Raw genomic sequence first — 13,117 nt, 5'->3', positions numbered from 1 at the left:
GGCCGCCGGCCCGCCCGCCGGCCCGCCTGCCGGCGCACGCACAGGCGCCGCCTTCGCGTGGTTGCGCGGAGGCGGCGCCTGCGTGATCCATATGCGGTTGTCTGAGCCCGAGCCGTCTCCCCGAGTGGACGGCGCCGGGCGGCTTGGTACGGAGCCGCGTCCTAGCTTTCGGCCAGGATGTGTGAGAGCTCCGTATCGAGATCGAAGTGCCGGTGTTCCGTGCCAGGGGGCACGGCGGCGTCGGTTCGCTTCAGGAACGACTCCAGGGCCCGCGCCGGGGCCTCCAGCAGTGCCTCGCCCTCCGGAGAGCTCAGGGCGATGCACACGACGCCCTGACCATGACTCCGGGACGGCCAGACTCGGACATCGCCGGTACCGGTGGGCCGGTGCAGGCCCTCGGCGAGAAGGTCGCGGGCGAACACCCACTCGACAGTCTCCTCGGCTCCGGTGTGGAAGGTGGCGTGCACGGCGTAGGGATCGGCCGTGTCGTACCGCAGGCCTGCGGGGACAGGCAGAGAGGACTCGCTCGACACAACGAGGCGCAGGTGCAGCTCGCAGCTGACCGTGGTGTTCATAAGCGCCAGGGCCTTTCGCTCAGTGTGCGCTCGGGGATTCGCACGTCGGCGAAATCGACATGCCACCTACGGTGCCGTTGTAAACCCCTCTGAGTGTTTTGCGTGTCTTTAGGTACCTCATCCGGCCGAGTACCCGTTCGTGCCCTACGGCCATTCCGGTGACCGGTTTCCGTCCGGTAGGGTTTGGCTGTATGAATACGGGGAGTGACGGAACGGGGGAGGTCGCCATGGCGACCGACGAATCGAAGAGCGAGCCTGCACTCGGGTCCCGTGCGCCGCAATTCATCCAGGCCCGCCGCATGCTGCACCTGAGCTGGCAGGTGGGCGTCTTCGTAGTAGGTCTCGCGGTTGTCGTGGCCGGTGTGATCATGCTGCCCCTGCCCGGTCCGGGCTGGCTGGTGATCTTCGGCGGTATGGCGATCTGGGCGACCGAGTTCGTCTGGGCGCAGCTGGTGCTCCGCTGGACGAAACGCAAAGTCACCGAGGCGACCCAGAAGGCGCTCGACCCGAAGGTTCGCCGTCGGAACATCATCCTGACGTCCATCGGGCTGGTGATCATCGCGGTGTTGGCCGGCGTGTACCTCTGGAAGTTCGGCATCGAGATGCCGTGGAACATCAAGGAGTAGCGGGCGGCGCTCCGCGTGCTCACGGGCCGGTCGGGATACCCGCTGACATGGGGTAACCTACTTCCTGCGCCCGGGCGATTAGCTCAGCGGGAGAGCGCTTCGTTCACACCGAAGAGGTCACTGGTTCGATCCCAGTATCGCCCACGTTGCCGATAGGCGGCTCAGGTCCACGAGTTCCGTGGCCGAGCCGCCTATCGTTGTTCCGGGGCCACCTGCTCGTCGGTGCGGGAAGTTCGATGGCCGGGTGCCGGGTGTGGGCCGTGAGTCGTCGGTCGGTGGACCGTGGGGCCGCGGGCCGTGGGGGCCGGTCGTGGATGTGCCGGCGGTGGTTCCCTGGACCCGGGCGAAGGAAAGGCTTCCTGTACCTCCGTGCGGATGCCGAGGTCCGGTCGACAACTCCCGCCCCTCTGCTTTCAGCCCTCCCGCCTTCGACCACCGCCTTTCATGATTGCGTTCGGTCGACCGGCCCACCCCGCCCTACCTGCGCAGTCACTCAACTCCAAGGCCAATTCGCCCCAGTTCACGCTCTCACTCGCGCGGCCCGCTTCTCATCAATTCCTGTCCGAGTCATTGACGCCCGCTGAGGGCCTCCGTAGCTTGTGCCAGCAAGCGCTTACTTGAAACGATTCATGGCAGCGGACAGCGACGTCGCGGGGAGGCCCGACTGTGGGTAAAAACGGGAGTGTTGAGAGGCGGACGGTCCTCAAGGCGGCCGGCGCGACGCTGGCGACGGCCGGGCTGGCCGCGACGACCGGCTGCGGCGGAGACAGTGGCGGGTCCGGAGACGGGACGGTCGAGATCCGCTTCGCCTGGTGGGGTGCGGAGGAACGGGCCAAGCGCATCAACCAGTCCATCAAGCTCTTCGAGAAGAAGTATCCGAAGATCAAGGTGAAGACGGACTTCCAGGATTACGTGGCCTTTTGGGAGAAGTTTCAGACCCAGGCCGCGGGCGGCAATCCACCGGACGTATTCCAGAACGCGGTCGCGTTTCTGCGGAAGTACGACAAGAGAAGTGTTCTGCTCGACCTCAAGTCCCAAGTGGACGCGGGAAATCTGAGCCTCAAGAACTTCCGTGCCGGAGTCGAGAAGGTCGGCGAGGTCGACGGAAAGCTGCTCGGGATACCCGTCGGCTCCAACACCATGTCGCTCGTCGTCGACGAGAAGGTCTTCGAAAAGGCCGGCATCGAACCCGAGCAGGGCTGGACCTGGGACGAGTACTTCGGCGCGCTCAAGAAGATCCATGACACCCAGAAGGTGGCGGGCGACACAGGCTACTTCGGGATCATGTATCTCTACGACCTCTGTCTGCGGCAGAACGGCAAGGCGTTCTTCACCGAGGACGGACTCGGTTTCGACGAGGCGGACCTGACGGAGTGGTGGCAGGACGGCTACAACCGCGTCAAGGCCGGCATCGTCACCGACCCGAAGAAGGTCGAACAGCTCAAGCCCAAGTCGGCGCTGGCCTCCGGCGACGCGGCGTCCGAGTTCACCTGGGACAACTTCACCGTGCGCTACGCCACGGAGGGCGACAGCACCTACGGACTGGCGCCGATCCCCACGACCGACGGCAAGGAGACCGGCCAGTACCTCGGTTCGCTCATGCTGAGCGGTTTCGCGCGGACCGAGCACCCCAAGGAAGTCGCCCAGTTCATCGACTTCATGGTGCACGACCCCGAGGTCGGCAAGGTCATGGGATACGACCGCGGCATCCTCTCCACCACCGAGCAGTTCGACGCGTACAAGCCGGCCGACGCTCCCAACCAGGCGATCGCGAAGTACGAGGAGGACGTCGCCGCGGCCGGACTGCTCGGGACCATCACACCGCACCCGTCGGGCGCCGACACCGTGGAAGCCGCGTTCCTGCGCATCGCCAGTGACATGTCGACGGGCAAGACCAAGGTCTCCGACGCGGTCAAGCAGTTCTTCTCCGAGGCGAAGACCGCCCTCGCGGCCTGATGGGAACAGCAGTGACGACGCTCATCAAGGACTCTCCGCCGGATGCCCCGGAGAAGCGTCCCGGTCGCCCCGCCGCCGTGAAACGGCGGGGCCGCCGGGAGAATCTCGCCGGCTACCTCTTCATGTCGCCCTGGATCGCGGGCTTTCTGCTGCTGACCGCGGGGCCGATGGCCGCATCGCTCTATTTCGCGTTCACCGACTACAACCTCTTCGACTCCCCGAAGTGGATCGGCCTCGACAACTTCACCAGGATGCTCGACGATCCCCGCTGGCAGAAGTCGGTCGAGGTGACGGCGAAGTACGTCGTCATCGGTACGCCGCTGAAACTGCTGCTCGCGCTGGGTGTCGCCCTGCTGCTCGCACAGAGCCGGCGCGGGCAGGCCTTCTACCGGGCCGCTTTCTACGCACCCTCGCTGATCGGCGCGAGCGTGTCCGTCGGCTTCGTGTGGCGGGCGCTGTTCTCCGACGACGCCGCCGTGGACCGTACGCAGTCGTTCTTCGGCCTCGACGTCGGCGGCTGGGTCGGCAACCCGGACTGGGTGCTCTACAGCCTGGTGGCGCTCACCGTCTGGCAGTTCGGCGCTCCCATGGTCATCTTCCTCGCCGGGCTGAAACAGGTGCCGAGGGAGCTGTACGAGGCGGCCGAGGTGGACGGCGCGGGACCGTTCAAGAGGTTCTGGAGCATCACCCTGCCGATGATTTCCCCGGTGCTGTTCTTCAACGTGCTGCTGGAGACCATCCACTCGTTCCAGATCTTCGGTTCGGCGTACGTCGTCTCCAACACCAGCTGCGGGCCTGCCGACGCCACGCTCGTCTACACCTGTTACCTGTACCAGAAGGGCTTCAAGGAGGCCCAGATGGGATTCGCCTCCGCGATGGCCTGGATGCTGCTGCTCGCCGTGGCGCTGGTGACGGCGGTCCTCTTCTGGTCCCAGAAGCGATGGGTGCACTACGAGGAGGCCTCCCGATGAGCACCACGACCAGCAGCGACGTGAGCACCGGCACGGACACGGCCGCCACCCCTCCAAGGAGGCCGCAGGGGTCACCGGTGCTCGGCCGCAAGCGTGGCGGGTCGCTCGTCTGGCACATCGGCGCCCTGCTCGTCCTCGCCGTCGTCCTCTACCCCGTCCTCTGGGTCCTCGGCGCCTCGTTCAAGCCCAGCCGGGAGATCATCGGCAGTCTGGAGCTCTTCCCGACCAGCCCGATCCTCCAGAACTTCAAGGGGCTCGCCGACGGCATCGCGGACATCTCGATCGCCACCTTCTTCCAGAACTCCCTCTTCTACGCGCTCGGCTCCGTCGTCGGCATCCTGATCTCCTGCTCACTGACGGCGTACGCGTTCGCCCGCATCCGGTTCGCCGGGCGCAACCTGATGTTCTCGCTGATGATCGGCACCCTGCTGCTGCCGTACCACGTACTGCTCATCCCGCAGTACGTGATGTTCCAGAAGATGGAACTGATCAATACGTACGTGCCGCTGCTGATCGGCAAGTACCTGGCCACCGAGGCGTTCTTCGTCTTCCTCATGGTGCAGTTCATGCGCAACCTGCCCAGGGAACTGGACGAGGCGGCACGGCTCGACGGCTGCGGGCATCTGCGGATCTACTGGTCGATCGTGCTGCCGCTGTGCAGGCCGGCCCTCATCACCAGCGCGATCTTCACCTTCATCAACGCCTGGAACGACTTCATGGGCCCGCTGATCTACCTCAACGAGCCCGCCAAGTACACCGTCTCCCTCGGCATGATGATGTTCCGCGACCAGGAGGGCGTCGCCAACTACGGCGGCATGATCGCCATGTCGCTGGTGGCGCTGCTGCCCGTGCTGGCCTTCTTCCTCGCCTTCCAGCGCTACCTGATCGACGGTATGGCGACCTCCGGTCTGAAGGGCTGAACCGGTCATGACCCAGACGCGCACGATGGCTCGTACGAAGGCTCGTACGGCTGCTGCTGCTGTTGTCGGCGGCCGGCGGGAATCCGCCTTCGCCGAGCGGTTCGGGCTCTTCGCCGAGTGCCTGCTCACCGGGGTGTGGATCGCGGTGGCCTCGCTGCCCGTGGTCACCTACCCCGCCGCGTTCGCCGCCGGGTCCCGGCACCTTCGACGGCGTACGGCTCACGTGGGCGGCGGCTGGCGGGAGTTCGTGGCGGACTTCCGTGCGGCCCTGCGCGGCGGATGGATCGCCGGATTCGCCGGCTGGGCGGCGGCCCTCGCGGTGTGGGTGGACGTCCAGGCCGTACGCGCCGGGATCCCCGGCGGCCCGTTCGTCGGGGCCGTGGGACTGTTCGCGCTGATCGGGCTGGCCGTCGCCGGGCTGCGGGCGGCGGCGGTCTGGGAGCCCGGCGCCCGGTGGCGGGAACTGCTCGGCGCCGCCGGACGCCGTACCGTCCTCGACCCCGCGGGGTCCTTCCTGCTCGTCGGCGGACTGGCCGTCGTGGCCGTGTCCGCCTGGTTCGTGCCGCCGTTGGCGATCCCCGTCCTGGGGGCCGTCGCGGCGGCGGCCCTCGCCGTGGAGGAGCGCGGCCGACGCCGCTGACCAGCCACGAGCGACCAGGCCGGCGCCCCGGCGTCGCGCCTCCCTCTGTCATGCCCCTGACCTCCTCGCAAGGAAAGGAAAGGCCATGTCCCCCATCCCCCGCAGGTCCCTCCTCAAGGCGGCAGCCGTCGCCGGAGCCGCCGCCCAGTTCAGCTGGGCCCTGGGCGCGCAGGACGCGCAGGCCGCCACCCCGAGAGCCGAGGCCGCCGACGCGGACCCGGTGACCCTGGACTGGCTGGAGGACGGCGGCCTCGGCGAGGCTCCCGGCTCGACCGTGGGCGTGCCCTGGCCGAAGGGCGCGTACGAGAAGGACCAGACGTTCGCGCTGACCGACGCCGACGGCAAGGAGGTGCCCGTCCAGTCCTGGCCGATCGGTTACTGGCCGGACGGCTCCCTGAAGTGGACCGCGCACGCGGTCGGGCCGGGCGCGGGAAGTGGAAAGCTCACCCTCGACGCGGGCTCGCCCGCCGCCCCGGAGAAGAGGGCCACGGTCGACAGGATCGGCGGCACCCTCACTGTCTCGACCGGGGTCATCACCGCGAAGATCGGCAGGAGCGGCTCCACCCTCGTCAAGTCCGTCACCCGCGGCTCGACGGAGATCGCCAAGGACGGCCGCCTCGTACTGCTGCGCCAGCCCGAGATCGAGGACGGCGACCAGGGCGCCGAGAAGTACGAGCGGTTCGACAGCGTCATCTCGGAGGTGGAGGTCGAGCAGGACGGGCCGGTCCGCGCCGTCGTCCGCATCGACGGCAAGCACCGCAAGGGGAGCCGGAGTTGGCTGCCCTTCTCGGTCCGGCTCTACTTCTACGCCGGCGCCGAGTCATTCCGCATGGTGCACACGATCACTTTCGACGGCACCCAGGAACCCGGCAAGGCCGGTGGCGACTTCATCCGCGGCATCGGCGTCCGCTTCAAGGTGCCGATGCGCGACGCCGCGTACGACCGGCACATCCGCATCGGCGGTGAGGGGACAGGACTGCTGCGCGAGGCGGTGAAGGGCGTCACCGGACTGCGCCGGGACCCGGGCGCGGCCGTGCGGACGGCCCAGTTCGCGGGCGAGAAGCTGCCCGATCCGTCGACCTGGGACCAGCGGGTGACCACCCGGCTGCAGTACATCCCCGAATGGGGCGACTACACCCTCTCCCAGCTCTCCGCCGACGGCTTCACGGTCCGCAAGCGGACGAAGAAGGGGCACGGCTGGATCGGCGCGGGCGGTGGCCGGCGCGCGAGCGGCTTCGGTTACGTCGGCGGCGCGAGCGGCGGGTTCGCCTTCGGGCTGCGGGACTTCTGGGAGAAGTACCCCGCCCAACTCGACATCCGCGACGCGCAGACCGACGAGGCCGAGGTCACCCTGTGGCTCTGGTCGCCCGAGTCGCAGCCCATGGACCTGCGCTTCTACCACGACGGCATGGGCCAGGACACCTACCCCGAACAGCTCGAAGGCCTCAACATCACCTACGAGGACTACGAGCCGGGCTTCGGCACCCCCTACGGCATCGCCCGCACCAGCGAACTCCTGTTCTGGGCGCACGAGTCGACGCCGAGCGCCGAGGCGATGGCGAAGCAGGTGGCCGCCGTACGCACTCCGGCGCAGCTCGTCGCCCCGCCCGGGCACCTCGTCAAGGCGGGCGTCTTCGGCCGGCTGTTCGCCGAGCCGGACCGCTCCACCGCCGCCAAGGCGAAGATCGAGGACCACCTCGACTTCCTCTTCACCTACTACAAGGACCAGGTGGAGATGCGGCGTTGGTACGGCTTCTGGGACTACGGCGACATCATGCACACGTACGACCCGAGCCGGCACCAGTGGTGCTACGACGTGGGCGGCTACGCCTGGGACAACTCCGAGCTCTCGCCCGACCTGTGGCTCTGGTTCGCCTACCTGCGGTCCGGTCGCGCCGACATCTTCCGCTTCGCGGAGGCCATGACCCGGCACACCGGCGAGGTCGACGTCTACCACCTGGGCCAGTGGGCGGGCCTCGGCACCCGGCACGGCGTCCAGCACTACGCCGACAGCGCCAAGCAGCAGCGCATCGCCAACACCACGTACCGCCGCTACTACTACTTCCTCACCGGGGACGAACGCGTCGGCGACCTCATGCACGCCAACGTCGACTCCGACGAGACGTTCCTCGTGCTCGACCCGATCCGCAAGATCCGCACCGAGCCGTACGAGCCGGACCGGGGCGCCCTCTCGATCGGCTTCGGCACCGACTGGAGCGGTCTGGTGTCCGCGTGGCTCACCGAGTGGGAGCGGCGCGGGCCGAAGTGGGAGAAGGCGAAGGCGCGGGTCCTGTCGACGATGGAGACCATCGCCGCCCAGCCCAACGGGTTCGTCCAGGGCAGCGCCCTGTACGACCTGGACACCGGGAGGTTCGCTGTCGCGGAGAGTGCCGTGGTCGGGGTCTCGCACCTGTCGGCGATGTTCGGCCTGGTCGAGCTGAACGCCGAGTTGATCGACCAGATCGACATGCCCGCGTTCAAGGAGGCCTGGCTCGACTACTGCCGCTACTTCAACGCCACGAAGGCCGAGCAGGCCGCGCGCTACGGGTCCGACTTCGGGAGTCTGCTGCTGTTCCAGGGGCACTCGCGTCAGGACGCCTACGCGGCCGTGGAGTCGGGCGACGACGCGCTGGCCGCGCGGGCCTGGCGGCAGTTCTACTCCAGTGCCGACACGTGGGACTACAAGGAGTCGACGGACTGGTCCACGAAGGTGGTGGAGGGGGTGACGGGGCTTGTTGCCGGGAGTGAGGCGGCGTGGGTGTCCACGAACACGACGGCGTTGTACGGGTTGGCGGCTATTCAGAATCTGGCGTTGGTGGGCGACAAGATGTGATCTGCGGGTGGTGGGGGCTGGGCGCGCGGTTCCCCTCGCCCCTGGGGCGCCCCCTGGTGGGGGCGGCCTCACTTCCGTCAGCGCATCTTGCCCAGGGTCTCTCGTAGGCGGCGGGCGTCCTGTAGGCGTTTTTCGTAGGTGGCGCCCACCGCCAGCAGGAGGAGGCCCGCCAGTGCGGGGGGCGCCCAGCGGGGGAGTGCGCCGACCGCCTGGGCGACGTACGGGGCCAGTTCGTGCAGGGTGACCAGGACGAGCGTGCCGCCGCCGAGGACGAGCGGTGCCCGCAGGCGGTGCCGGACGCCTACGAGGGTGACGGCGAGCGCCGCGGCGCCCAGCAGCAAGGGGCGCGGCCAGTCCGTGTCGCCCCATGCCGTCAGAAGGCTCGGCACGAGCGTCACCGACAGGCCGGGTCCGTACGCGGTCCAGGACGAGGCGTCCGCGTCACGCTTCCTGCGGGCGTATCCGACGAGCAGCGCCAGTGCGGTCACCGGCAGCGTGTACGCCTCCGGGGAGCCGATCTCCCACGCCGCCAGCCGCACCCAGCCGGAGAGCACGAACAGCGCGGCTGCCGCGTAGCCGGCCTGCCTGCGGTCCGGGCGTACGGCCGTGCCCGCGGTGATCACGCCGCACAGGGCCAGGACGAGGGCGAGCACGGGCGGTTCGGCGAGCGCGAGGCCGGTCGCCGTCAGCCCCGCGACGGCTCCCGTGATCTCGACGGACACCTTCAGGGTGGCGTCATCGAGCCGGGGCGCCAGCAGTGCGGCAGCGGCCGGCACCACCAGGACGAGCAGCGCGATGTGGTGCGGCTGCCAGTCGAGGGACGCGCCCGTGGCACAGGCGAGCGCCGTGGCGTACGCCAGGGAGGCGGCTGCCGGGACGGCCCGGATCTTTACCGGCGTCTGCCAGGCGGCGGCTGTCGCGAACAGTGCTGTCAGGCCTCCGAGGACGGCGAGGGTGGCGGCTTCGGAGGCCAGCGAGAGGGCGACGAGGTGGACCGAGCCGAGGAGGGCCAGACAGAGCGCCGTCACGGTCACGGGCAGGGTCACGGGTGAGAGCCGAGCGGCCGTCGGAGGGTGACCGGCGAGTGCGGGCGTGGGCGTGGATGCGGGCTCGGGTGTGGGTTCGGGAGCGTACGCCGCTGCCGTCAGCGCTGCCGCCGCCGGCACGCCATGTGTCAACAAGGTGGCCCAGTACGGGAGTGCCACCGTGGCGGGCAGGACGACAGTCGTGGCCCAGGCCAGGGTCAGTGCCGCGCTCAGGGCGAGTTGTCGGTGGGGGCCGCCCCGGAACGTCAGGGCCAGGACCACCGCGACCGCGGCCAGCAGGAGCGGAGTCGTTTCCATGCCGGGCGGCCAGGACGTGGAGACGGTCACCGCGGCGCGGGCGTCCGAGGGCGCACCGGACCACACGTGCGCCGCCCAGCCGGCCGGGCCCAGCAGCGCCAGGGCGACCACGGGCAGGGTCCACACCAGGGTGAGCGCCTGCACCGTGGCGGAGGACCACCACAGGCCGCGGCGTACGGTGCGGGGCAGCCAGGAGCCTCGTACGGCCGGCAGCGCGATGGCGCAGGCGAGACAGGCCGCGACCGTCCACGCGCCGGGCAGTACCGGGCGCAGTACGGCGCCGGCCGCGGCGACGGCGACCAGACCGCCGGCCGACGCCAGACCCAGGGCGGCCTTCGCCTCGGGGGCACGCCACGCGGCCCCCAGCGCGATCGCCGCGGCGAGGACGAGGAGCGCCGCCGCACGGGCGGCGGCGCCCGGACCGTCGGCCTCCCACGAGAGGAGGACGGCCGCCAGGGTGCTCCAGGCGCCGGCCCCGTACGCGCCGACGGCGGCGACGGTCCGTACGGACGGCGGGACGGACACCGAGAGGGCCACGACCGTGTCGAACGCGGCCGTCGCCAGCACCGCCGCCGTGACCGTGTGATCGCCCGCTCCGGTCGCCACCGACCAGAGCAGCAGCGGGAGTTGAGCCGCGGCCATGGCCGCAGGGAACGGCAGGCGCAGGTCACCGAGGACGCGGCCGTACGCCGTCCACAGCGCGGCCAGGAGCGCCGACGCCACCGCCGAGTAGCCGGCGCCGTCCACCCCCGGGAGGGCGACCTCGTGCAGGGCGTAGGCGTCGAGCACCGTCAGTGCGAGGCCCAGGCCCGCCAGCGACTCCGCCGTCGAGCGGAGCCCGCGCTTCAGCAGCGGCACGGGCGCGGCGAGCGCGGCCGCGGTGACCGCGCCGAGGACCGCGGCCCGCCCGGCGATGCCCAGGTCTCCCCAGCTCACCAGCGTGAACGCGATCGCCGCGACGGTCAGCAGGATGCCGCCGAGGACGAGCAGCACGTTCTGCACACCGGGGGCCGTGGCCTCCGGCCGGCGGGGTCCGGGTCCGGGTCGGGGGAGTGGTGCGGGCGGTGGCCAGTTGGCAGCGGCGCGCGTCGGGGCCGAGGCCTGGGCCCAGGACCGGGCCGCCTGGGAACCGGCCGACTGGAGCACGTTGAGCAGCCACGCCCGGCGGGCCAGCAACTGGTTCCGGCGCAGATCCAGTTGCCACAGCTCGTGGTCGAGGATCCGCAACTCCTCGGCCGGGGGCGGAATGTTAGTCATGCCTTGGAGTGTGGGCCAGGTCACGCCGTACGGCATGGGCGCACGTACTCAGGGCGTACTCAGATCCGACAAGTCCGTCCTACGTGGTCTTGTCACGGGCGGGCGGGCCCGGATCATGGAACGTATGGACTGGACGCACTACCGCTTCCGCAGCCTGTGGAGCCTGGCCGCCCCGCTCGACGACGTCTACGGCGCGCTGGCCGACGTCGAGCGGTATCCGAGGTGGTGGCCACAGGTGCGTGAGGTGACGCGCGTCGACGAGCTCAGCGGGGTCGTCCGCATCCGCTCGGTGCTGCCGTACGACCTGGTGTTCACCGCCCGGGACGTGCGCCGCGACCGGGCGGCCGGCGTCCTGGAGATCGCGATGACGGGTGACGTGGACGGCTGGGCACGGTGGACCCTCGCCGCCGGAGGACCGGGCACCCTTGCCCGCTACGACCAGGAGGTCCGGGTGACCAAGCCGCTGTTGCGACGGCTCGCCGTGCCGGGACGGCCCGCCTTCCGCGCCAATCACGCGCTGATGATGCGGGCGGGGCGGCGGGGGCTCGTCGCCCACCTCGGAGGCAACCGTGAAGCGGTTTGAAGGAAACGCACGGAGACCTGTATTGTTCGGTGCGTTCCCGGGCGATTAGCTCAGTGGGAGAGCGCTTCGTTCACACCGAAGAGGTCACTGGTTCGAACCCAGTATCGCCCACCGGGAAAGGCCGGTCCGTCACAGACGGACCGGCTTTTTGTTTGACCAGGCCGGTTTCTGGCGACCGGACCGGCCTTTGTCGTGTGACCTGACCGCCAGTTTTCGTGTGACCTGGTCCGTTGACCCGGTCCGTTGATCCGGTCCGTTGGTCCGGCCCGTCGGCGTCAGGCTGCCGCCGCCGGGAGTTCGGGCCGCAGGGGCCAGGCCGGATCGACCGACTCCTCCGAGCCGCTGCGGGCGAACCACGCCTGGAGGCCACGGGCCTGCGCGGCGTGCCAGACGGCCTGCAGCGTATGTAGTTCGGCCGGCGACAGCCGCTCCAGGCGGAGCGCGAAACGGCGCCCGACCGCCCGTACGACCTCCAGGGACGCCACCGCGTCGGCCGCCGCGTCATGAGCCTCCTGGAACTCCACCTCGTAGTGCGCGCACAGGTCCGTGAGCGTGCGACCGCCCTTGCGGTAGCGGTCCAGGTGTTTGTCGAGGACCCGCGGATCGAGGACCCGCAGCGGCACGCACTCGAACCAGTGGTCCAGCGACGACGCCCGGTGCCTGCGCAACTCCCGGTCCAGGAGCGTCAGATCGAAGGGCGCGTTCATCACCACGAGCGGGCGTCCCGCCATGCTCTGGTCGGCCAGCTCCCTGACTATCTCGTCCATCACGGGCGACGGCCAGCGGCCGTTGCGCCGCAGATGCTCATCCGTCAGCCCGTGCACCGCCGTGGCGCCCGCGGGCACCGGCACTCCCGGATTCACCAGCCAGCGGCGCACCCGCGGGCGGCTGCCGGGAGCGTCCTGGACGACGACGGCGGCCGACACGATCCGGTCGGTCTCCACGTCGACACCCGTCGTCTCGGTGTCGAACGCGCTCATGGGGCCCTCGTACCAGCACGTCATACGCATACAACTCCTCGGTTATCTCTGGCAGTTGACGCGCCGTCCCCTGCCCTTTTTGTGATACCCGGGCTGTTTGCGCCGTACGCCGGGAGGAGTCAACAGAGGTACGGGCCTTCGCAGTTCAGCGACCCGACGTGGGAGTTCACCAAATTCGGAAGGCTGTAGGAATGACGCTCGCGCAGCCCGACCGGGGCGGGCTGCTGCCCGGGCGGACGGGACCGCGGGCTGCTCCCTGTCCCAGCTCTTTCCCCGGCGCTGGTGGTGGTGGGGTGGGGGGGCACGCCCATCTCGTCGGGCCGCCGGTGCGGGTGCACGGGCGCCTGGAGAGCCGCGGGGGATTCCGGCGGCTGACCGGGGCGCCCGGAGTGGTACCGGTGCAGGTGGACGAGGCGGAGCGGCGGAGGACGGG

Annotated in this window: 10 protein-coding genes and 2 tRNA genes; 9 read left to right on the top strand and 3 right to left on the bottom strand. The window is 69.8% G+C overall.

Annotated elements, in window-relative coordinates:
• Positions 1–161: 161 nt before the first annotated feature.
• On the bottom strand, positions 162–575 hold the full coding sequence (locus tag AOK01_RS35100; protein WP_003959770.1) for an SsgA family sporulation/cell division regulator: 414 nt from the start codon (positions 573–575) through the stop codon (positions 162–164).
• A gap of 191 nt (positions 576–766) precedes the next feature.
• Here AOK01_RS35100 and AOK01_RS35095 point away from each other — a divergent pair, with 191 nt between their 5' ends.
• From AOK01_RS35095 to AOK01_RS35065, 7 genes are all read left to right on the top strand, one after another.
• Positions 767–1,201 carry a TIGR02611 family protein gene (locus AOK01_RS35095; RefSeq protein WP_055518871.1) on the top strand — a complete coding sequence of 145 codons (435 nt, stop codon included), beginning with the start codon at positions 767–769 and terminating at the stop codon, positions 1,199–1,201.
• A gap of 72 nt (positions 1,202–1,273) precedes the next feature.
• A tRNA-Val gene (locus tag AOK01_RS35090) sits at positions 1,274–1,345 on the top strand.
• 522 nt (positions 1,346–1,867) lie between these two features.
• Positions 1,868–3,157: an ABC transporter substrate-binding protein gene (locus AOK01_RS35085; RefSeq protein WP_055518869.1), complete on the top strand. Its 1,290-nt coding sequence runs from the start codon at positions 1,868–1,870 to the stop codon at positions 3,155–3,157.
• Complete coding sequence (locus AOK01_RS35080) at positions 3,157–4,128, top strand: carbohydrate ABC transporter permease (protein WP_055518867.1); 972 nt, start codon at positions 3,157–3,159, stop codon at positions 4,126–4,128. The genes AOK01_RS35085 and AOK01_RS35080 overlap by 1 nt, the downstream gene beginning before the upstream one ends.
• On the top strand, positions 4,125–5,048 hold the full coding sequence (locus AOK01_RS35075; RefSeq protein ID WP_055518866.1) for a carbohydrate ABC transporter permease: 924 nt from the start codon (positions 4,125–4,127) through the stop codon (positions 5,046–5,048). Before AOK01_RS35080 ends, AOK01_RS35075 begins: the two co-directional genes overlap by 4 nt.
• A gap of 25 nt (positions 5,049–5,073) precedes the next feature.
• Positions 5,074–5,688 (top strand): hypothetical protein, encoded by a 615-nt coding sequence (locus tag AOK01_RS35070; RefSeq protein WP_055518877.1) that lies wholly within the window; start codon positions 5,074–5,076, stop codon positions 5,686–5,688.
• Positions 5,689–5,773: 85 nt separating this feature from the next.
• Positions 5,774–8,521 carry an exo-rhamnogalacturonan lyase family protein gene (locus AOK01_RS35065; protein WP_055518864.1) on the top strand — a complete coding sequence of 916 codons (2,748 nt, stop codon included), beginning with the start codon at positions 5,774–5,776 and terminating at the stop codon, positions 8,519–8,521.
• Positions 8,522–8,598: 77 nt separating this feature from the next.
• Here AOK01_RS35065 and AOK01_RS35060 read toward each other — a convergent pair whose 3' ends face one another.
• Positions 8,599–11,157, bottom strand: a complete 2,559-nt coding sequence (locus tag AOK01_RS35060) for an SCO7613 C-terminal domain-containing membrane protein (protein ID WP_055518862.1) — start codon at positions 11,155–11,157, stop codon at positions 8,599–8,601.
• Between the two features lie 88 nt (positions 11,158–11,245).
• Between AOK01_RS35060 and AOK01_RS35055 the strand changes: the two genes are divergently transcribed.
• On the top strand, positions 11,246–11,704 hold the full coding sequence (locus AOK01_RS35055; RefSeq protein ID WP_055518876.1) for an SRPBCC family protein: 459 nt from the start codon (positions 11,246–11,248) through the stop codon (positions 11,702–11,704).
• A gap of 39 nt (positions 11,705–11,743) precedes the next feature.
• Positions 11,744–11,815 (top strand) — tRNA-Val (locus AOK01_RS35050).
• A 164-nt stretch (positions 11,816–11,979) separates the two neighbouring features.
• On the opposite strand, the gene AOK01_RS35045 is transcribed toward AOK01_RS35050, so the two are convergent.
• A complete protein-coding gene (locus AOK01_RS35045; protein WP_055518861.1) occupies positions 11,980–12,708 on the bottom strand; it encodes a 3'-5' exonuclease in 729 nt (242 codons plus the stop codon).
• Between the last annotated feature and the right edge of the window lie 409 nt (positions 12,709–13,117).

This window comes from Streptomyces aurantiacus, from assembly GCF_001418335.1.
Taxonomy (GTDB): Bacteria; Actinomycetota; Actinomycetes; order Streptomycetales; family Streptomycetaceae; genus Streptomyces; species Streptomyces aurantiacus.
The sequence above is the reverse complement of the archived record's forward strand: the minus strand, read 5'-3'. Positions and strand labels throughout refer to the sequence as shown.